Source organism: Sphingomonas sp. CCH5-D11, assembly GCF_001557395.1.
In the GTDB taxonomy this organism is placed as follows: domain Bacteria; phylum Pseudomonadota; class Alphaproteobacteria; order Sphingomonadales; family Sphingomonadaceae; genus Sphingomonas.
The window spans coordinates 1-18537 of sequence record NZ_LSKH01000352.1 but is presented as its reverse complement, the minus strand read 5'-3'; the positions used below and the strand labels follow the sequence as shown (position 1 = coordinate 18537).

Sequence of the window (18537 nt, the reverse complement as noted above, 5' to 3'; positions counted from 1 at the left end):
GGGTGGGCTTGGGGGTCGTGTCGCTGAAGTAGGTGTAGTCGCCCAGGCCGTAGAAGTCGCCGGTGCCCTGCTGGCCCTGCTGGCCCTGCTGGGTGGACTGGGCCTGGGCGAGCGCCTGCGCTGCCAGGACCGGCGCGAGGAGACCGATCAGGAGGCGGCCCCCCCGCACGGCTCAGGGATTCCGGCCGAGATTGGCGAGGGCGGTCCGCGCGACCAGAGCGCCCGGTCCGTTCTCGCCCGCGAACGTCTCCAGCGCGTAGCGCACTGTGACGTTGCCTTCGATGCGGTCGAACGGAGGCGGCGTCGTCTTGCAGGTGAGGCCGTCGCACGGCGTGAAGTCGCTCGACGAGACCACCATCGTCGGGACCGCGGTAACGTCGAACGCGCGGAACAGGCGCGGGTCGATCCCGATCGAGGCGAACTGCTGGTCCTTCTCGACCACCTTGGAGAGCGCGGCGATGAACGCCTTGCCCGAATTGCCGGGGAAGCCCCGGAACACCACGACGCCGCCAGCGGCCGAGGTATCGGCGATGATCCGCTTCAGCGCCTGTTCGGGCATCGAGGTGGACACGAACACCATGAACTGCGGCGCGGTGCCTTGGGCCTCCTTGAGGTTGGCCGAGGCGGCCTGGATCATCTCGTCGAAGTCGACCGCGCCCGCCGGCCCCCTGGGCAGGTTCGCCTTGTCGATCGTGCGCATCTGTTCCAGCGCGACCGCCTGCACGGTCTGCGCATCCTTGCGGAACGCGTCGCCGCGGCGCTCGACCTCATTCACGAGCGCGGTCGCGTCCTGTTCGGACTTGGCCGATCGCGCGCGGATCGCGTCGAGATCGAGCCCCTCGACGGTCTGGGCGAGAACGGCGCAGCCGGTGCCGATCGAGGCGATGGCGAGCGCGGAAAGGAGGAACTTCTTCATGTCAGATCCTCACAGCATGCAGCAGTTGCGCTTGCGCCAGAGCAGGTAGCCGAAGTCCTCGCCCTTGACGGGGAAGGCCCGGCCCGCGTCGGGCGGGAGCGTCGTCGCGCCGATCGGCGAGCAGGCATATTTGCCGCTCACCGTGGGCGTCGGATTGGTCATCTGGATGCGGTATTGCGACTTCTTCAGGATCGGCATGACGTACTTGTTGCAGAGCGCCTTCGATCCCGCGGTGCCCCACGCCAGCCCCTGCCGGTGCATCTTGAACAGGAGCCGCTCGGCCGCGAGACGCGACGACTGGACCGGCGAATTGTGCGCCGCGATGTTGCCGTTCATCGGGAACATCGAGCCGTTGCAGCCCGAGCACCAGAACATCGGGTCGATCGGCAGCTTCGCGCTCGCCGCGACGCAGTCGGCCGCGCAGGCGGCGACCGCGATCGGATTGTTGAACAGTGCGACCTCGGGGTTGATGAGCGTGGTCAGCACGTCGTCGTTCCACAAGGGATCGATCTCGGTCATGTAGGCGACGTCGAACGACGCCTGTTCGAAACACAGGAAGTCGGTCAGGATCTCCATCCAGTAGAGCAAGGGATAGACGTAATAATGCGCCTGCCAGTTGGCGCTGGCCTGGGTCGCGCCGCCCTTGATGAGCGGGCCGGTATACTGCCCCTGCCCGATATCGAGCCCCGGATTGAGGCGAAGTCCGCCGAGATTCGGGAAGCACCACGGCTTGGTGGTCACATCGACGAGCCGCGCCGGTTCCCAGAAGCCGATCGAGATGCCGATGCGCGGGATCGGCGAACCGCACGCACAGACCGGCAGGCTTGGGTTCTTGGTATCGGGTCGGCTCCCCGGCCAGATGTGCGCGCCGCCCACCGACAGCGGGAACAGGCACGACCAGCAGACGTCGGTGATCGGGTTGACGAACTTGCCGGTGCAGTTGGCCGGGAGCGCGCTCGCCGGCGCCGGCAGCAGCGCGAACGCGGCGATCATGCCGAGCAGGGTGAGCAGGCGGCGGATCATGCGCCGGGCTCCTCGGAGAAAGCGATGACCAGGGGCACCATCCGGGCGCGGTCGCGTCCATCGAAGCTTATCGACTGATCGGCCAGCGCGCGCACCAGCGCACGGCGTTTGCCAACCGATATCGTCCGCCCGCTTTCGGCAAGGACGACATCGATTTCGTTTCCGATCGACGCGGCGGTCACCGGATCGGCACGGCCCCCGAGAAGCCTTCGTACGAGGGACTCGATCTCGCAATGCACGCGGGACAGGAACAGCAGCGCAGGGACGCTCGAGAGCAACGCCACGGTCGCGATCGATACGACCATCGACAAGGCGACGACGGGAAAGAACATCCAGGCCGGGAACAGCGCGAATATGGCGAGAACATATGTCCACCCGAAGCCGACTGCCGCGACACACAGAAGCGCGTAGCGCGCGATCAGGCTGATGCGCTCAGTCGTCATGCCCTGCCCTCCCCGTCCGGCTGCGCCGCGAGGCTTGCGTCAAGGAAAGCGTTATCGGCCCGGTTCTTGGCGATCACATACACCGGCACCAGCACGACCAGCGCCAGCACCAGTCCGGCAAGCGCGCCCCCTGCCCCGGCGCCGAGCACCGCGCGCAGCGGCTGCAACGCGCAGATGGCGATCGCCAGCCCGATCGCCGACCACAGGATCGCGAGCCGCATCGCCTTGAGGGCCGGCGTCTCGGGCGCGGCCATCGGCGTCCTGAGAATATCGAGCCACATCATGCGCCCGCTCCCGACATCTCGATCTCGCTGATCTTGAGCACCTGGCCCGCCGGTTCGACCACGGCGGGGACGCGCGCGATCCCGAAATGGCTGGTGAGCTTGCCCTGCTGGTCGAAGAAGAAGCGGCGCTTCTTCTCGCCCATGCGGTTGAACGGCGAGCCGGCGACGAAGATGATCTTGGCATTCTGCGCGGTCCACCGCTTCAGCGCCCAGTCGACCTGCGCATCGTCGCGGCCGTCGATAAACACGAGGTCGGTCTTCATCGCGACGAACGACAGCGGATTGACCCGCTGCCCGGCGCGCGCGACGAGCCGGCCCTTCTGGTCCTGGATGTCCTGATCGAGCACGATCGTCGGGTCGAACGTCCAGCTGCGGCTCTCGCGCACCGCGCCGATGCCGGCGACGGGGATCGGGTTGCGGACACGTTCCTCGGTTTTTTCACGCAGCGCCGTCTGCATGCGCTCGATGCCGCCATTGGCCTGCAGCGTCTTCAGCCGGATATCGATCGTCGCCAGCAGATCCGGCTCGGCGATCGCCCAGGTCTGGCCCATCACGCCGTGATCCTTTGCGAGCGCGCCCTGCACGATCGGCCAGGACGACGAGGCGACCAGCGCCACGCCCAGGGTTCCGCCGAAAAGGCCCGCGCGCCGGATCACAGGATCGGCGTCCCGGTGCCGATGATCTGCTTCGCGCAGGCAAAGCCGATCTCGCCGTAGCGGCTGTCGAACCCGTCGGGGTGTGCGGTGCCGACATAATAGCAGCCCTCGGGAACGCGCCCGACCGGTCCCGGCGTCAGCACCTCGCCGAAGCGCGAGCGCGGCTTCATGTGCGCGACGCGGACGCCGTCGACATAGACCCATTTCCCGCGATGCTCGACCAGCGCCCCGGCCTCGCCGATCACGCGCTTGCCGAACGGTCCCGAATCCGGTCCGAAGTGGCGGCGCACCAGCTCGCCCTCGGGCGGCGCGAAGAACACATAGTCGCCCTTGGCGGGCACGCGGCCGCGCTGGATGAAGAACGCCCAGTTGGGGAGGCTCTCGCTGGCGTTTATCATGAAGGCGTGCGTCTCGCGCCACGCGGCGATCGAGTTGTAGCCGCCCCACACGATCCCGAGCAGCGCGACCGCGCTCCACTGGCGGACCCGCTTGACGATCAGCGCCTTGCGGGCCGCGCGGTCCCCGGCGACGTCAACCGCCGTGGGAGCCGCATGACCGACCCGCGCCAGCGCCTCAGTTGCCGCTGCCATCGACCCCTCCCGGCGCGGACTGGGTGACCGTCGCCTCGACCGGCGAGACCGGCGCAGGCCCGAACGGCGAAGCGGTCGGGACCGCCGCCCCTGGCGCGGCCGGCGCGACGTTCCCGGAGGCTTGGGGAAGCATCGCACCGACCGCGGGACCGGCCGGGGTGTTCGGCGCGGCCGCGGGGAGCGGCACGCGCGCGAAGACCGCGCGGCGGATCTGGTCGGTGATATCGGGGACGTTCTTCGAGAGGACCGCCTCGCCGACGAGGACGGTGGTGCCGCTCGCGCCGACCTTCTTCATCTCGTCGTCGAGCGCGGACATGAAGGCCTGGGTCTGCGCGGCCACCTGTTGGGGCTGGCCGTTACTGTGGCTCTGCGCCTGGACATATTCCGAGACGATGCCTTCGAGCCGGACGCTCGCCATCGGCACGGTCGCGGGCGGGGCAAGGAGATGCTTGGTCACCCACGCCCCCCAGAGCAGTACCGCGACCGCCAGCGCGACCGCGACATAGGCGATGACGGGCAGGCCCTGCGGCTTGCGGCGATCCACCTTGTCCGCGACCGGACGGCGCGGTGCCGCACCGGCAGCGTCGTCGCGGGGTGCCGGGGCCGGAGCGGACGGTTGCACCGCCGCGGACGCGACCTCGGGACGATCGAGAACATCAACCATGACGGGGGCCTTTCGTGGAAGTGATGATCGCGCCGAGCAGGCGCACGCGGGTCACGGCGACGATGCCGAACGCGACCAGCCACACGACGAACAGCTGGTCGCCGAACGCCGCGCGGCGTGCCTGGTCGGCCGCGACGAAGCGCGTGCCGAGGTTGGCGACCTGCGAGAAGAAGCCGAGCGCGGTGAAGTCGCCTAGCATCAGGAAGAACAGGATCGCGACGCCGAAGGTCGCGAGCAGCGTCATCGCCATCCAGCCCGACACCCGCAACAGGATGTAGCAGGCGTCGCCGATCGCGCGCGTGCCCGTGCGTTTCCAGTCGGTCGCGGTCGGCGTACGCCAGTCGCGCTCGTGGGTGAAGGCGTTCATTCCGCCGCCTCCACCCAGGGCTCGCCCGGAGGATTGTCGCGATATTCCTCGGGGAAGGCGACGCGTTCGATCGCCTCGTCCATCGAACAGCCGAGGTCGATCAGATGCTCGATATCGGCGAAGGTCTGCGGGCTGGAGGAATAGAGCGTCGCCGAATATTTATCGAGGACGAGCCGCCCGACCGCCATCGATTCCGGCCCCTTGATGAGGATGTCGGAATATTCCGCGCCGTTGCGCTTCAGCGAACGCAGCAGGCTTTCGGTGTAGGGGTCCATGTCGAAGCGGCCGTGCTTCTGGAAGTCCGAGATCGTGTCGGGCTTCTGCATCAGGATGACCGACCAGTCGGAGTTCTCCAGCGCCGCGAGGCTCCCTTCCGACTTGTAATAGTCGTTGAGGCTCTGCGTCGCGGTGATGAGCGAGGCGCCATATTTGCGGCAGGTTCGGCTGTAGGTCTCGACGAAATCGGCCATCGACCCGCCGCGCAGCATCTGCCACGCCTCGTCGATCAGCAGCGCCTTGGGGATCTGGCGGTCCATCCGGCGCATCGTCTGCGACGACATGAACATGATCGCGGTCAGCACGACCGAGCGCAGTTCCTCGCGGCTCGACAGGTCCGAGAGTTCGAACACCGTCAGCGCGTTCGACATGTCCACCGACGCCTCACCGGTGAAGAAGCTGCCGTAGGTGCCCTTTCCCGAGAACGGGAACATCGCGATCGCGAGATCCGTCCCCTGCACAGAGCCGTCGGAGCCGAGCGCCTCGATCACGTCGTCGACGCACCCTCCCCTGCCCTTGGCCTCCCACACCTGGTTGACCGCACGATCGATCAGACCGCGCTCGGTGTCGTTGAGCTTGTCGATGTGACGGCCCATCTGCCCGATGATCGACTTGAGCATCGCCAGCGCGTCGACGAGATAATCCTCGTCCTGCGCCACCAGCGTCTCGTCGATCATCGAGAACGGATTGAGGCTGAACCCGTCGCGCAGGCGAAACTCGACGAAGTTGCCGCCCAGGCTCTTGGCCATATGCTCGAACGAGCGGCCGTCATCGATCACGATGATCTTGGCGCCCACGCCGGCGAACGCCGCGCACAGCTCCTGCAGCGCGACCGACTTGCCCGAGCCGGACTTGCCGAACACCGCGACATTGTGGTTGCCGGCCTTGTTCTCGAACGGCGACCAGAAGAAGGGCTGGCCGCGCCGCCCGATGAACATGAGGTGCGGCAGATGCCCGCCGAGATACTCGCCCTGGATCGGCAGCATGTTCGCCGCGGTCGAGGTCAGCATCGTGCGCAGCCGCTTCATGCGCTTGAGGTCGCTGTCGAGCCCGTTGCCCAGCGTCATCGGCAGGCACGACATGAACGCCATGATCTGCAGGAACCGCTCGTCGAGCAGGTCCCACCCGGCCGCCTTGTACATCGACTTGACGGTGCGCTCGTTGGCGTCCCCCTGCCCCTTAGGGCTGATGATGCCGACCGCATAATAGGCCTGCACCAGCTTCTTGCCGAGGCGCAGCTCCTGGGTGACATGCTCCCATTCGCGGCTCTGGTCCTTCAGCTGCGGGAGCAGCCGCGCCGACTTCGAATCGGCGAGGCTCGACGTGCGCATGAACTTGTAGCCCGCCTTCGACGAAGCGGCCTGTTCGTCCTGGTAGCACAGGCATAGCGACGTGAGAGTCGGGCACCCCGGGCGCAGCTTGTCGGAGAACATGTCGCCGATCAGCTTCTGCACGTCCCACGGCGCCCAGCGGTTCGGCAGGTTCCTGACCGAGAAGAAGCGATAGTCGAACGTGTCGGGCCGGATCTCCTGATACTGCGTCTCGCCCGACAGGTTCGTCACCGCGCGCAGCGGCTCGACCGATACCAGCAGGCGGTCGGCCTGGACGACGGTCTGGACGTCGCGCCGCACGCATTGGTCGGCGATCGGATCGAGTTCTGAATATTCCGAGACGTGGTCGGAGACGTCGAACGCCGGCGCGGTGATGTCGTCGATCAGCGCGATCAGATCGACCGGCTTCAGCCGGGTTGCCGGCATGTCGATCGACTGCAGCGTCGAGACGATGCTGTCGCGGACGCCGGTCAGCTCCTCCGGTGTCGCCTTCCCGCTACGGATCGAGACCGACAGGAAGATGCGATGGTTGCGGACGTGGAACGGTCCGTCCTTCGACATCGATACCCATGCGCCGTGACGCAGGAACGCCGACCGCCGCTCGGCGATCTTGCGATGGATGCCGCCCGCCTTGTAGCGCGGCAGCGCATATTGCGCGATCAGCGCGCCCACACGCGGGCTCTGGAATGCGAGCAGCTGGACCCGCGCGCTGGGCGGGACGCTCTCGGACAGCATCTGCGCGATGATCTCCCCGGTGCGCTCGTCCGCACCCATGAGCGGCGCGAGTTCCAGCGCGAACGCGATGCTGTCGGTCTGGTAGAACAGGTCGTGCCGCGCGTCGTAGCTGCGATACGGCAGCCACTGCGACAGCATCGGCGCGCCATGCGAGGGTGTTCCCTGGTCGGGTGCGCGCGTATCGCCGAGCAGGCGGGCTATGAAGCCGGTCTTCGCCATGACGATCAGTCCTCCACGCGCGGCGAGAAGGTCGCTGGGCGGTTACCCGGCGTGCTCGACGCGAGTTCGGGCGAAGCCGGCTTCTGCGTCGCGGCGATCGGCACACCCTTGCCAGCAGCCGCGTCGCGCGCCCTGGCCCGCGCGGCCGCGACCGCTGCCGCACTTGGTGCGCCGACCGCGCTCGCCGCACCTGCGGCCGCTGCCGGGGCGGCGACCTGCGCGACCTCGGCGGGCACCGGGGGAAGCGCGGCGATCGGCGCGCCGAGCTGCGAGAGGATCTCGGGGCTGACGTTGAGCGTCTGCGTCGCGGCAAGCGCCGAACCGTGGCCGTCGGTCGCCGCCAGCCACTGGCCGTTGTCGACCACCGCCTGCACGACCGCGGTCTCGTGGAAGCGCCCAGCCGCGTCGACATGCGAGGGGAACACGATCCGCAACACCTTCTGCGGCCCGACCCCCGCCGCCTGCGCCGGCACCGGCGTCGAGGCATAGGCGATCCGCTGCGTTCCCCCGCTGTTGCGCGCGGGTGCCTGGTACGGGCCTGCCGGATGATAGCCGCTGTCGCCGGTGATCTCGGCCAGCGCCTTGTCATCGATGACGGTCGCCGGCGAGCAGCTGCCGCCCTCGGGCGCGCCGCACGCGAACTTGCCCGAGATGTTGGTCCCCAGCGTGGTGCAGCTGGCGAGCAGTCCCAGGCTCGCGGTCGTCGCCAGCGCCGCAATACGCTTCGCGCGGGCGTGCGGGCGATAGTCGGAAACCGGGCAGGCCGGCAGGCGGATCACGGATCGGGTCACGACTTGGCTCCCTTCAACCATTCGACGAGCTGGGCCTTGGGCTTGAAGCCCTCGATCACCGCCCCGTCGGAGCGGACGATGACGGGCGTTCCGTTGATGCCGTGCGCCCTGGCGAACGCCTCGTTCTCATCGAGACCGCTGGTGTCGCACTTCGCGCCTGCCGGGACCGGGTTCTGCGCATAGGCCGCGCGGACCGCCGCATGATGATCGCGGGCGCACAGCACCTGGTCGGCGATCTCGCGGCTTCCCAGCACCGAGATCGGTCGCTCGATCACGCGCACGTTCATCGTCTCGAGCGCCTGACTGAGCGCGCGGCAGTAGCCGCAGTGGAAGTCCGAGAAGACGGTGACCGTCTGCGTACCCGATCCCCAGGTGATCGCGCCCTTGCTCGACAGCCGCGACACATCGAGCGTGCGGGCGACAGCGGGCTGGGTCGTGACGCGCGCACCCGCCCTCGCCGCGCCGGCCTCGGGCGCATCGGCCGTGGCATTGGCCTTTGCCGCGCCGCCCACCAGCATATCGGGATTGAGCGCGAGCAGCTTGGCGGCGGTCAGATCCTGCCGCGTCTCCATGTCATAGACGCGGCCGATGACGAGATAGCGCGCCGACTTGTCGACGTAGAACAGGTTCGCACCCGCCACGACCTCGCACAGCCCGTCGACCTTGGAGCAGTCGATCGCATCGACCTTGGTCTTGGGAAGCCGCTTCTGCAGCGCGACCTGGACCTGCGCGCCGATCGGCGCTTCGGCCGAGCCGGTCAGCAGCATCGCCGCCCCCGCCATCGCGCCGATCATGATAGTATTTGCCATGTGACCGCCTCCTTCCGGGCTCAGTTCTGGATGAAGACGCCTTCGAGGAAGACGATCTCGACATCGATGCCGGTCGGCATCTCGATGATGGGCTGGTACTGTTCGGCGCGCTCGATCAGGTATTTGGAAACTGTTCGACCGCTCTCGTCGGCGCCGCCGCCCAAAGCGCGCAAACCGACGTTGCCGATGCTCGGGGTGCGATTGATCCCTCCTTTGCCGTCTGTCTCGAAGGTTGCGAGTGGCTGGTTGAAGGCAGTGTTCAGCGCATTGCCTGCACCACCTACAAGCCCGGCAAAGAAAGCTTGCATCGCCAACGAGCCCTCGCGACTGACGACACGGCCGCGCACGCCGGTCTTGCCGGCGAAGCTGATGAAGCCCTTCACGTCCGACACCGCGAACCGGCCATTGGCCTGCGGACAGGTCATCCGCTGCAGCTTCACATAGACCTTCTCGGAAGAGAGATCGCCGCGCGCCGCGCCGTTGATGACGCAGCCTTCGATCCGCGTCGTGAGCAGCTTGCCGTTCTGGTAGACCGAGCGCGCCGGGCCGGTGATGCGCAGGATCACCGGCAGCGGATCGGTCTGCGACTGCACCCCCGCCGAGGCGTCGACGCCGACGATGACCTTCGCCTTCGCGATCGAGTTGGGCGGCAGGTAATTGGGGCTGTCGGTGTAGCTGGTCGTGCCACCCGAGATCCGAGTCGCGGTGCCCGAGGGGCCGCCCTCGAACGACACCAGCTTGATCGAGCGCGACTGCGACACCGCAGCCGCTGCCGCCTCGCCCGCCGTCATCGGCGCGCCGGGAGTGCGGTAATTGGGCTGGCCGGGGCCATACATCTGCGTCGGAGCCGGCGCGGCCGGCGCGGCGTTACGCTGCGCGATCTGCTGGCGAAGCTGGTCGTTCTCCTGCTGATAGGCGCTCATGACCCGCTGGCCATCGCTCGCCATCGACTGCTTCTCGCCCTGGAGCGCGGCGATCTGCGCCTGCAACTGCTCCATCTGCGCGCGCTGGCCGTCGACGCCCTTCAGCTGATTGTTGATCGACTGCATCTGCGCTTCGGATGCGGCCTGCCATTCACGCTGCGACATGTTCCGGTTGACCATGTCGTCGGTGGTGATCTTCACCTCCTTCCCGTCGGTGCCGACCGGCTTCAGCTTGGCATCGTCGCCCATGACGTACCAGGAGCCCAGCACCAGCGCGACGGCGCCACCACAGCCGAGGTAGAGCAGCTGCTTCTTGCGGACGGCATCGTTGCCGGCCATCAGCTCGCTGTCCCCGCCCTCCTCCGGCTCGGTATCGAGCTGCTTGGCACGGTTACGCTGGAAGATGTCCTTGAGGCTCATGGCCGCACTCCGTTGGCGAGGCCCGAAGGCGTGACGATATAGGCGGTGGTGGCTTCACCGGGCTTGAGGTTGGGGTTGGCGACCGAGACCGCGATCGCGTTCGACGGTGCGATCGTTCCCTCGCCCAGCGCGACCGGAACCTTGCCCCGGTTCTCGATCCTGAGCGTGCGGCCTGCGAGGCTGGCGCCGCGATACTCGGCGACCATCTGGACCTTGAGCGAGCCAATCATCACCGGGTCGGTGACCGCGGGCCTGACCTCGAACCCTTCGAGCGGCGCGGACTGGAACATCGCCTGGACCAGCGTGGCGGACGCCTCCTGCGGCGATGCCGCGACGGCCGCGACCTGCGTTTCCGCGGCGCCACCGATATCCTTGTTCTCGACGAACACCTGCTGCGCGTCGTCGCCGGCGAGCCGGCACGAGAATTTGTACACATAACCCTTCGACGTCGTGCCGAAGAACGACACGTTCGGCCGCGAATAGGCTTCCGGGACCGACACATAGATGTCGCCCCGGGTCGGTTCATTGACCACGGTGAAATCGTCGGTATCGACCCCGGTGGTCAGCTTCGAGACGCTGGCGAAGCGATCGTCCTTGAGGCTGACGCGGGTCAGCCCCGACTTCGACATCGTGCAGGCGACCTCGCTGTTGTCCTTTGCCAGCACATGCTCGTCGGCGAAGGCCGGCGCGGCGAGGACCACGCCGCCCGCCACGATCATCCCCGCCCCGATCAGGCGCGATAGCGAACACAGGCGCGATGCGAAGGCGGTCCCGCCCCCGATCAGCCCGACTGCGACCCAGGCGGTCATGCGTCGTCTCCGATGGTTGCCGCGGCGTCCTTGTCGGCCTTGGTGACCATCCCGAAGCCCTTGAGCTGGAGGGTCAGGCCGCGATACGCCCAATAGAAGCGGAAGGTCTTCGGCTCGGCGGTGACCGACTTCGAGCCGACGACGGTGTGCAGCGTGCCGGTCACTTCCGAGGTCAGTTTCTCGGGATCGACCTTCATGCCGGCGAGCGTGAAATACTGGCTGATGCTCGATCCGCGCTGCTCGTTGAGGATCTTCATCAGGTCGCGCTTGAGCGAACCATGTGCTTCCGGCGTGGCGATCGCCAGGATCGAGTCCATCCAGTATTCGAGATTTTCGGGCGAGCGGTTGAGCGTCATCAGCGCGGTGTCGCGCGTGACCATCTCCAGATACTGCTCGCTGACCCCGCTCGACGAGAGCGTCAACGGGGAGCGGACGATCGGCTGCAGGACGATCTCCCGGTCACGGGTCGCGCCGACTAGGAACAGCAGCACCACGAGGCCCGCGAGGACCAGCGCGACGATGCCGAGCATGTTGCGCTGCTTGAGGACGCGCTGCGACTGCGCGAGACCGACAGAATAATCCATTTAGCCCACCATCACGCGAAGGTGGGAGGGCGGCGTCGCCTTCAGCCCGGTAAAACTCGACGGCAGGTGCCAGTAGGCCATGTGGAGAATCCACGACGTGGCCTTGCCGGCTTTGAGTTTCCGAAAACCCCACCAGCCGAGCAACGAGACCATCAGTCCGATCACGACGTGCTGCGACAGGATCCCCCAGATGAAGGGGATCGCCATCGCGAGGAACTCGTCCAGCGTCCAGAAGCCGATCAGCTCCGGGTCGTCGAGATGCGAAGGGATGGTGTACCGGTCCATAAGCTAAGCCGCCCTCCCAGCGGTTGATCCAGCCGACGCCTCAGATCGTCGCGGTGACGGTCGAGGTGACGATCGGGATACCCGTGCCCGCGCCGACACCGACGGCGACGGGAACGGCCACCTGGCCGAGGCTGAAGCGGCCCGACGCCAGCGCGACGATGCCGCCGGCCAGGCTCATGACGGTGATGATCTTGCCGCCCGAGCCCTCGAGGAAGTCCGTGAACTTCGTCAGCGCGGTATTGAACGTCGTATCGGCGCCGGCGAACGCCGCCGACGCGCCCAGGACCATCACCATCGCGATGATCGCCAGGCCGAGAAGGACGCCATTGATCTGGCCACCCTTCGGCATTGAAAGTGCAGACATGCTCTTTCCCCTTGAAAGACGAAGCGGATTGCTGCGTCACCCTTAAAAGGGAGGAAGAAACTGACTCCCGCAAGATGGAAAAAAATTACACTATTTGTCTCGCGCCAAGTACATCTTGGTCGCCCGGAACAACGCCCCGCCTACTGCGGATTCTAAGGCGGTATGACTTGGATCAGTGTAAAAAAATTACACTATTTGTTGATGCGCCTTGCCGGAGGAGATCCGGTTACGCATCGTACCGCAGCTGGTCGGCTTTATGCGGCCGATGGCGACACCCGCCGCTTTGTCGTACGGTCCGATATGCCCCAGGCGCTTTATACCTTCAAAGTGGATCACTCGCTGTTCCGCCTCGCCGTGGATGCGATGCGCATTCATTCATTGGCCACATGCGGATTTGAGACTGTTTCCGCTACCTCTATGAAGGGGTTGGAGAATTTCGTCGTTTGCCGTGATCCTGCCCCCTTTGTTCACGAGGCGCGAGATGCCGACATCCCCGGTCCGATTCGGGTCACGTTACGCATTCAGATGCACCAGAATGACCTGTTTCAGCGCGCGCGTGCCCATGCTGGCGACGCATCCGGATCGCTTGCGCCAATTCGGCTCACCTTCATTATCGGGCTACTCGCCGCATTTCATGGAACATTTACGGAGAGGTCATGAATCGCGCTGCGTGGCGGTGGTTGACAACGTGAACGGATAGATGCGTATTAGACCCCTAACGGGGGTCGCAGTATGTACCACCAGTCTACAAAGGCTTCAGTCTGCGAAGATCGGCAACAACGTCTTCACGCGTTGTTCATGGCTGAGTGGCGTCTGAAGAAAGTGACAAATGCCGAAATGGCTCGCCGCCTCGGCAAGAGCCTTAGCCTCGTCAACAAAATCCGAGCCGGCCAAACGCCCTTCACAGGGCGACTGATCGACCAGTTTGTTGATATCCTGCAGATCGACCCTGTCCGCGCCTATATCGCCGTCGACATCCTTCACGAGCCGATGGTGTACTACAGCCCGAGGTTCGCGACCGCAGTTACCGAAAGCCTCGAGTATTTCTCGGCAATCCTTTCCGATCCCGACATCCCCGAGATAGTGACTGGCTCCGAACGCGGCATCGGTCGAACTGGGCTGACCGGCTGAAGTCGGTCGTCGACACTACCAGTCTCGAAATGTACCGCCCCGTCTTACCGTCACATCACCTTGCGCTAAGCGTCCGAGTGGCAGAATGACGCTTGCTTATGCCCAGCGACCCATCCGAGATCAAAAAAAGCACGCGGTCCATGCGCCTGAAAAAGGAGCGGGAAGACAATGCGGGGTACCGGCGGTCGACCGTGGCGCTGTCGCCCGTAGCATTAGCGATCGCAGAGCGACTTCAGGATCGTCTGGGCCTCGGCTCCAGGGAAGCTGTCATCAACGCGGTTTTCGAGCGCATCGACTCCGATCGATATCTCAAATACGAATTTCTAGGGCCAGAGGGCTTCCGTTCGCCACCATCGCTGGCCGAACCCGAGGCTTCAAACCACGAGACAGCGGACCACGGACATGCGGCAAAGGCCACCAGCTGACGAGTCGGGTCATGCCATTGTCGATTTTCTCGACGAGCATCGACTGCCGCACAGCCCCGAGAATTACGGCTTCGCTCACACCTATTTCGAAGGTGCTGACGAGGCCCATTTCATGGCCGTCGCCAATCTGATCGACGGCGGTTATCGCCTCCGACAGGAAGACGTGCGAGCGATTTCGGCACCAGCGGATCTCCATGGCACCGCGACGACGATCGGCGAGCTCTCAACAGAGGTCATGCACATCATCGGTGCAACTGCCCAGGAGGCAAATGCCTTCGTGAAGACCCTGACGCTGACCGCGGCCGAGCTGGTCTCCGCCGACGGAAGCATCCATAGCGCGGTCGCGCGCATGACCGCCCAGGCAGAGCGCGCCGAAGAGCGGTTGAAGCAGATGAGCCTTCAGACGGCCCTAGTCCGCGAGCGCCTACGCTCGCTGGGCGTCGATACTGACATCGATCCTGCTACCTCGCTCCTCAACCGCATCGCGATCGAGTCGGTGCTCACCGCTGCACTCGGGCGGGAAGGCCCTACCCTTCTTGCGCTGGTTGCGCTCGATCAAGTCACCTCGATCGGGGCGACTCATGGGATCGGCGTCGTCGAGCGGGTCCTGCGCGCGCTGGGCCAGACATTGCGGGATCATTGCATGCCGCACCGGGTCGGCCGCTGGGAGGCAAAGCGGATCGCCATCGTGTTCGACAACTGCGACCACGAAGCCGCCCGCGATATGCTGAACGCAGCCCGCAAGGCATTCTCGAGGCGAAAGCTGCAACGCGTCGAGAATGAGACGCCGATCGGCGAGGTGACATGCTCGGCGGGGCTCGTACTCGCCCCCAACGCTGTCTCAGAGGATCGGGCCTGTTGAAAAATACCGGACATGCCGGGGTGCTCCTTCGTTTCACTCCTACCGTGAGGAGCGCCGCTATGATGGGACCAGCCTGTCGCGGTGGGCGGGAAGGGGCGTCCGGTCGCACCATAGAAGCCTTGTTGCCCGCAAACCACCTGTTGCGTCGTATCGATCAATGTCTCGATACGGGCGAGCTGAGAGAAGCGCTGGCTGATCATTACAGCGCGCGAGGTCGGCCTTCGATCGACCCCGAACTCCTCATCCGCATGACCCTGATCGGCCGCATCTACGCGATCACGTCCGAGCGGCGTCTGTGCGAGGAGCTGCGCTACAATCTCGCCTATCGCTGGTTCTGCCGTCTCACGCCGGGGGACAAGGTTCCGCACCACTCGACCTTCAGCAAAAACCGGCACGGACGCTTTCGCGATGCCGGCGTCTTCCGGCAGCTGTTCGAGGCCACGGTTCGCCGCTGCATCGGAAAGGGCTTGGTCGGAGGCAAGGACGCCGCGATTGATGCCTCGTTCATCGAGGCTGATGCGTGCTGGCAGCGCAAGACCGTACCTGGCTATTTGCCCTACGTAGCGAACGCCGGTCGTCCTGTCCGGGAGTGGCTGGCCGATCAGGGTAGTATCAGCACAAAACCTGGCGGCTCGAAGGATTTCGAGGGTGTATCGCGAACCGATCCCGCCGCAGCCTGGTCGGCACGCCCGGGGCGCGCGCGGTTCGGCTATGCACTGAATGCGCTGGTCGACACGCCGAGCGGCGTCGCGCTCGACGTCGAAGCGACGCCGGCGCGCTTTGCCGAGGAGGTCGATGCCGGCCGTGTCATGCTCGGACGAGCCGCCGATCGCTTTGACTATCACCCCAAGCGGATTGCTGCAGACAAGGCCTATGGCAGCGCCGGCTTCCTCGGTTTCGTACGCGACCAAGGCGCGATCCCGCACATCCCGGTGATCGACCGCACGCAGCAGACGAAGGGCAAGCTGCCGCGAACGGCATTCAGCTATGATCGCGACACCGACAGCTTCACCTGTCCGATCGGCAAGACGCTCCGGCACTACACCTTCCACCTGCGCACTGGCGTACACCGCTATGCTGCCGATGCACGGGACTGCGAAGGCTGCGTGCTTCGGAAGACATGCACGAAGGCCCGTCGTCGCACACTGGTTCGTCTCGACAATGAGGACGCCCGGGATCTCGCTAGGGCCGAACTGGAAACCGGGCTCTTCAAGCGATCCATGCGATTGCGGCGCGGGGTCGAGCGGTTCTTCGCCGACGCCAAAGGCAAGCATGGCATGCGGCGACTTCACCTGCGTGGCATCCGCGGAGCGGAGGAGGAATTCCTGATTGGCGCGGCCGTGATGAACCTGATGATCCTGGCGCGACCACAGCGTCTGACCGACAAGCCCAGACGAGGCAGGTGCATTCCAGCAGCGTTGACCCCGGCGGCCATATCGGCCCGGTCGATCGAGCATGATGTGATCGTCTCGCCACCGCGACGATATGCCTGATCGCTGATGGGCTTTGCGCACGGTCACGCGGCGCGCAGTCGTTCTTTGCGGTACGGCACGCCATCGAGCAGCGCCTGGCCGGGCGCCTTGGGCGTGCCGTCACCATTCACGTACATATAGAGTGTCGTGGTCGTCATGCCGAGGCGGCGCGCGACATCGGCTGCGACTGCGTTGCGATCGGACATTGCAGCCATCGCCATCGCGAGGGTGGCCTTGTCCATCTTGCGAGGCCGACCGCCCATCCGTCCCCGTGCCCGTGCCGCGGCAAGTCCCGCCTGTGTCCGCTCGGCGATGAGCTCGCGCTCGAACTCGGCGAACGCTGCGAAGATGCCGAAGGCGAGGCGACCGTTGGCGGTCGTGGTGTCGATCTGCGCGCCGGCACCCGCCAGCACCTTCAGGCCGATGCCGCGTTCGCGCAGCGCCTCGGCCGTGACGACCAGATGGCGAAGATCGCGCCCAAGGCGATCGAGCTTCCAGAGGACCAGTGTGTTGCCGGGTTGCAGTGCCTTCAGGCACGCGGTTAGACCGGGGCGGGCGTCGTGCCGCCCCGACGCAAGGTCTTCGTAAATCCGCGAGGGATCGACGCCGGCCAAGAGCAACGCATCGCGCTGGGGTGCCAGCGTCTGTGACCCGTCAGCTTTGGACACCCTCATATATCCAATGAGCATTGTTACCCCGCCAGAAAAGACATCCGACAGCCTGCAATATGCCAGTGGTTTCCGCAACGGGTTTTCCGATTGGTGGAATGCGTTGACGAGGCAAAATCAGCAACCGCCAGAAAACCGGTCGTTTTTCTGGCGGTCTGGCTTTCCGTTTTGCCACGCTCGACAAGCAGTTCGGGAAACGGCACCCGCCTTGCCGTCTGTCGTGCAACTCGCGCATTGGTCGTGTTGGCCGCCCTTTCCAATCGGGATGGGACAAACTGAAAGTCAGGCGATCGTATCCACCACACCGCCGTCAACGCGTAGCGCCGCACCGGTGGTCGCGGACGCCTGCGGAGAGGCGATATAGACGCACAGGTTGGCGACTTCCCCGACCGTGGCAGCACGCCGAATAATCGAGGACGGTCGGTGCGCCCTGACGAAATCGGCGCCGGCCTCTTCCAACGATTTGCCCGATGCGACCGCGTCCGCCAGCATCTCGGTCACGCCCTCCGACAACGTTGGACCGGGAAGAATGGCGTTCACCGTCACGCCCGTGCCCGCCATGCGCTTGGCCAGCCCACGCGACAAGGCAAGGTCGGCCGTTTTGGTCACGCCGTAGTGGATCATGTCCGCCGGGATGTTTAGGCCGGATTCCGAGGACAGGAACAGCACCCGACCCCAGCCTTTGTCCCGCATCCCCGGGAGATAGGCCCGGGACAGGCGTACGCCCGACAACACGTTGACCCGGAAGAAGCGCTCCCATTCCTCATCGAGTGTCTCGAAAAAGTCCTGCGGGCCGAAGATGCCGGCATTGTTGACCAGGATGTCGACCTCCGGAAGCGCGGATACGATGGCATCACATCCGGCTTCTGTGCCGACGTCTCCGGCCACACCGCGCACATCGGCATCCCCGACCTCACGCTTTAGCTCGGCCACCGCCGCCTGGGTGCGGCTCTCGTCGCGCCCGTTCAGGACGACGATCGCCCCGGCTGCCGCCAACCCCTTCGCGATCGCAAAGCCGATGCCGGCGGTCGAGCCGGTCACGAGCGCCGTCTTGCCGGAAAGGTCGATGTTCATGCGCTATCTCCAGGGATGGTCGTTATCGGTCGGAGTTGTCCGTAACGTCAGCCCTGCGCGGCCAGTTGCGCCTGCACCGCATCGGCTAGTGGCGTCGTCGGACGTCCGATCAGCTTCGAGAGCTGGTGGCCGTCATCGAACAGCGCACCGTTCGAGGCATCGACGTCCCATGCCGCAAGTCCCTCGGCGAAGCCCTCGGGCAGGCCCACCTGCTTCAGGATCGCGGCGTAATCTGCCTGCGGCAGATCACGGTACGGGATGTTGCGACCCGTCTGGCGTGAGATCTCGGCGGCAAGGTCGGCGAGCGTCACCGCGTCGTCACCGGCCAGCTCATAGGTCTTGCCCTCATGGCCGTCGCTGGTCAGCACGATGGCTGCGGCTTGGGCATAATCGGCGCGGGTCGCGAGCGACAGGCG

At 65.6% G+C, this 18537-nt stretch carries 23 protein-coding genes and 1 pseudogene; 5 read left to right on the top strand and 19 right to left on the bottom strand.

The window, feature by feature from the left end; all coding sequences use genetic code 11:
* Positions 1–172 precede the first annotated feature (172 nt).
* From trbC to AX702_RS21055, 16 genes are all read right to left on the bottom strand, one after another.
* Positions 173–916 (bottom strand): type-F conjugative transfer system pilin assembly protein TrbC, encoded by a 744-nt coding sequence (trbC, locus tag AX702_RS21130; RefSeq protein WP_024310617.1) that lies wholly within the window; start codon positions 914–916, stop codon positions 173–175.
* Between the two features lie 9 nt (positions 917–925).
* Positions 926–1939, bottom strand: a complete 1014-nt coding sequence (gene traU, locus AX702_RS21125; protein ID WP_024310618.1) for a conjugal transfer pilus assembly protein TraU — start codon at positions 1937–1939, stop codon at positions 926–928.
* On the bottom strand, positions 1936–2382 hold the full coding sequence (locus AX702_RS21120; protein ID WP_007406338.1) for a hypothetical protein: 447 nt from the start codon (positions 2380–2382) through the stop codon (positions 1936–1938). The genes traU and AX702_RS21120 overlap by 4 nt, the downstream gene beginning before the upstream one ends.
* A complete protein-coding gene (locus tag AX702_RS21115; RefSeq protein WP_007406328.1) occupies positions 2379–2666 on the bottom strand; it encodes a hypothetical protein in 288 nt (95 codons plus the stop codon). Before AX702_RS21115 ends, AX702_RS21120 begins: the two co-directional genes overlap by 4 nt.
* Complete coding sequence (traW, locus tag AX702_RS21110; protein ID WP_066760152.1) at positions 2663–3322, bottom strand: type-F conjugative transfer system protein TraW; 660 nt, start codon at positions 3320–3322, stop codon at positions 2663–2665. The genes AX702_RS21115 and traW overlap by 4 nt, the downstream gene beginning before the upstream one ends.
* A complete protein-coding gene (locus AX702_RS21105; protein WP_024310620.1) occupies positions 3319–3912 on the bottom strand; it encodes a S26 family signal peptidase in 594 nt (197 codons plus the stop codon). The genes traW and AX702_RS21105 overlap by 4 nt, the downstream gene beginning before the upstream one ends.
* Positions 3896–4576, bottom strand: coding sequence for a TrbI F-type domain-containing protein (locus AX702_RS21100; protein ID WP_024310621.1), 681 nt, complete (start codon positions 4574–4576; stop codon positions 3896–3898). Before AX702_RS21100 ends, AX702_RS21105 begins: the two co-directional genes overlap by 17 nt.
* A complete protein-coding gene (locus tag AX702_RS21095; protein ID WP_024310622.1) occupies positions 4569–4943 on the bottom strand; it encodes a hypothetical protein in 375 nt (124 codons plus the stop codon). Before AX702_RS21095 ends, AX702_RS21100 begins: the two co-directional genes overlap by 8 nt.
* Positions 4940–7504: a type IV secretion system protein TraC gene (gene traC, locus AX702_RS21090; RefSeq protein WP_007406319.1), complete on the bottom strand. Its 2565-nt coding sequence runs from the start codon at positions 7502–7504 to the stop codon at positions 4940–4942. Before traC ends, AX702_RS21095 begins: the two co-directional genes overlap by 4 nt.
* A gap of 5 nt (positions 7505–7509) precedes the next feature.
* Positions 7510–8295, bottom strand: coding sequence for a conjugation transfer protein (locus tag AX702_RS21085; RefSeq protein WP_010409254.1), 786 nt, complete (start codon positions 8293–8295; stop codon positions 7510–7512).
* Positions 8292–9104, bottom strand: coding sequence for a DsbC family protein (locus AX702_RS21080; RefSeq protein WP_066760155.1), 813 nt, complete (start codon positions 9102–9104; stop codon positions 8292–8294). The genes AX702_RS21085 and AX702_RS21080 overlap by 4 nt, the downstream gene beginning before the upstream one ends.
* Positions 9105–9124: 20 nt before the next feature.
* A complete protein-coding gene (locus tag AX702_RS21075; RefSeq protein ID WP_007406327.1) occupies positions 9125–10447 on the bottom strand; it encodes a TraB/VirB10 family protein in 1323 nt (440 codons plus the stop codon).
* Positions 10444–11166, bottom strand: coding sequence for a type-F conjugative transfer system secretin TraK (locus AX702_RS21070; RefSeq protein WP_443026318.1), 723 nt, complete (start codon positions 11164–11166; stop codon positions 10444–10446). The genes AX702_RS21075 and AX702_RS21070 overlap by 4 nt, the downstream gene beginning before the upstream one ends.
* Positions 11167–11252: 86 nt before the next feature.
* On the bottom strand, positions 11253–11840 hold the full coding sequence (locus AX702_RS21065) for a type IV conjugative transfer system protein TraE (RefSeq protein WP_007406332.1): 588 nt from the start codon (positions 11838–11840) through the stop codon (positions 11253–11255).
* A complete protein-coding gene (traL, locus tag AX702_RS21060; RefSeq protein ID WP_007406330.1) occupies positions 11841–12125 on the bottom strand; it encodes a type IV conjugative transfer system protein TraL in 285 nt (94 codons plus the stop codon).
* Positions 12126–12165: 40 nt separating this feature from the next.
* Entirely contained in the window at positions 12166–12420 is a 255-nt protein-coding gene (locus tag AX702_RS21055; protein WP_371262956.1) for a hypothetical protein, read from the bottom strand.
* A 231-nt stretch (positions 12421–12651) separates the two neighbouring features.
* Here AX702_RS21055 and AX702_RS21050 point away from each other — a divergent pair, with 231 nt between their 5' ends.
* From AX702_RS21050 to AX702_RS21030, 5 genes are all read left to right on the top strand, one after another.
* On the top strand, positions 12652–13149 hold the full coding sequence (locus tag AX702_RS21050) for a hypothetical protein (protein ID WP_156455624.1): 498 nt from the start codon (positions 12652–12654) through the stop codon (positions 13147–13149).
* Positions 13150–13287: 138 nt separating this feature from the next.
* Positions 13288–13620, top strand: coding sequence for a helix-turn-helix domain-containing protein (locus AX702_RS21045; RefSeq protein WP_066782291.1), 333 nt, complete (start codon positions 13288–13290; stop codon positions 13618–13620).
* A 140-nt stretch (positions 13621–13760) separates the two neighbouring features.
* Positions 13761–14045 carry a hypothetical protein gene (locus tag AX702_RS21040; RefSeq protein WP_066782290.1) on the top strand — a complete coding sequence of 95 codons (285 nt, stop codon included), beginning with the start codon at positions 13761–13763 and terminating at the stop codon, positions 14043–14045.
* The gene (locus AX702_RS21035) at positions 14023–14907 is read left to right on the top strand and encodes a GGDEF domain-containing protein (RefSeq protein ID WP_066782289.1); all 885 of its coding nucleotides are present in this window, start codon (positions 14023–14025) and stop codon (positions 14905–14907) included. The genes AX702_RS21040 and AX702_RS21035 overlap by 23 nt, the downstream gene beginning before the upstream one ends.
* Before the next feature lie 122 nt (positions 14908–15029).
* Positions 15030–16400 carry a transposase gene (locus AX702_RS21030; protein ID WP_205499305.1) on the top strand — a complete coding sequence of 457 codons (1371 nt, stop codon included), beginning with the start codon at positions 15030–15032 and terminating at the stop codon, positions 16398–16400.
* A gap of 23 nt (positions 16401–16423) precedes the next feature.
* Here the strand turns inward: AX702_RS21030 and AX702_RS21025 are convergent, their stop codons facing one another.
* The 3 genes and pseudogenes from AX702_RS21025 to AX702_RS22735 form a co-directional block, all read right to left on the bottom strand.
* Entirely contained in the window at positions 16424–17068 is a 645-nt protein-coding gene (locus AX702_RS21025) for a recombinase family protein (RefSeq protein ID WP_066782287.1), read from the bottom strand.
* Between the two features lie 261 nt (positions 17069–17329).
* Positions 17330–18121: an SDR family NAD(P)-dependent oxidoreductase gene (locus tag AX702_RS21020; RefSeq protein ID WP_066782286.1), complete on the bottom strand. Its 792-nt coding sequence runs from the start codon at positions 18119–18121 to the stop codon at positions 17330–17332.
* 47 nt (positions 18122–18168) lie between these two features.
* Positions 18169–18537: pseudogene (locus tag AX702_RS22735) on the bottom strand (SDR family NAD(P)-dependent oxidoreductase); the annotation flags it as partial.

What these genes read in the sequence shown, in the direction of transcription:
- trbC (WP_024310617.1), bottom strand. Translation starts at nt 916, where the DNA reads ATGAAGAAGTTCCTCCTTTCCGCGCTCGCCATCGCCTCGATCGGCACC.
- traU (WP_024310618.1), bottom strand. Translation starts at nt 1,939, where the DNA reads ATGATCCGCCGCCTGCTCACCCTGCTCGGCATGATCGCCGCGTTCGCG.
- AX702_RS21120 (WP_007406338.1), bottom strand. Translation starts at nt 2,382, where the DNA reads ATGACGACTGAGCGCATCAGCCTGATCGCGCGCTACGCGCTTCTGTGT.
- AX702_RS21115 (WP_007406328.1), bottom strand. Translation starts at nt 2,666, where the DNA reads ATGATGTGGCTCGATATTCTCAGGACGCCGATGGCCGCGCCCGAGACG.
- AX702_RS21105 (WP_024310620.1), bottom strand. Translation starts at nt 3,912, where the DNA reads ATGGCAGCGGCAACTGAGGCGCTGGCGCGGGTCGGTCATGCGGCTCCC.
- AX702_RS21100 (WP_024310621.1), bottom strand. Translation starts at nt 4,576, where the DNA reads ATGGTTGATGTTCTCGATCGTCCCGAGGTCGCGTCCGCGGCGGTGCAA.
- AX702_RS21095 (WP_024310622.1), bottom strand. Translation starts at nt 4,943, where the DNA reads ATGAACGCCTTCACCCACGAGCGCGACTGGCGTACGCCGACCGCGACC.
- traC (WP_007406319.1), bottom strand. Translation starts at nt 7,504, where the DNA reads ATGGCGAAGACCGGCTTCATAGCCCGCCTGCTCGGCGATACGCGCGCA.
- AX702_RS21080 (WP_066760155.1), bottom strand. Translation starts at nt 9,104, where the DNA reads ATGGCAAATACTATCATGATCGGCGCGATGGCGGGGGCGGCGATGCTG.
- AX702_RS21075 (WP_007406327.1), bottom strand. Translation starts at nt 10,447, where the DNA reads ATGAGCCTCAAGGACATCTTCCAGCGTAACCGTGCCAAGCAGCTCGAT.
- AX702_RS21070 (WP_443026318.1), bottom strand. Translation starts at nt 11,166, where the DNA reads ATGATCGTGGCGGGCGGCGTGGTCCTCGCCGCGCCGGCCTTCGCCGAC.
- AX702_RS21065 (WP_007406332.1), bottom strand. Translation starts at nt 11,840, where the DNA reads ATGGATTATTCTGTCGGTCTCGCGCAGTCGCAGCGCGTCCTCAAGCAG.
- traL (WP_007406330.1), bottom strand. Translation starts at nt 12,125, where the DNA reads ATGGACCGGTACACCATCCCTTCGCATCTCGACGACCCGGAGCTGATC.
- AX702_RS21055 (WP_371262956.1), bottom strand. Translation starts at nt 12,420, where the DNA reads ATGGTGATGGTCCTGGGCGCGTCGGCGGCGTTCGCCGGCGCCGATACG.
- AX702_RS21050 (WP_156455624.1), top strand. Translation starts at nt 12,652, where the DNA reads ATGACTTGGATCAGTGTAAAAAAATTACACTATTTGTTGATGCGCCTT.
- AX702_RS21045 (WP_066782291.1), top strand. Translation starts at nt 13,288, where the DNA reads ATGGCTGAGTGGCGTCTGAAGAAAGTGACAAATGCCGAAATGGCTCGC.
- AX702_RS21040 (WP_066782290.1), top strand. Translation starts at nt 13,761, where the DNA reads ATGCGCCTGAAAAAGGAGCGGGAAGACAATGCGGGGTACCGGCGGTCG.
- AX702_RS21035 (WP_066782289.1), top strand. Translation starts at nt 14,023, where the DNA reads ATGCGGCAAAGGCCACCAGCTGACGAGTCGGGTCATGCCATTGTCGAT.
- AX702_RS21025 (WP_066782287.1), bottom strand. Translation starts at nt 17,068, where the DNA reads ATGCTCATTGGATATATGAGGGTGTCCAAAGCTGACGGGTCACAGACG.
- AX702_RS21020 (WP_066782286.1), bottom strand. Translation starts at nt 18,121, where the DNA reads ATGAACATCGACCTTTCCGGCAAGACGGCGCTCGTGACCGGCTCGACC.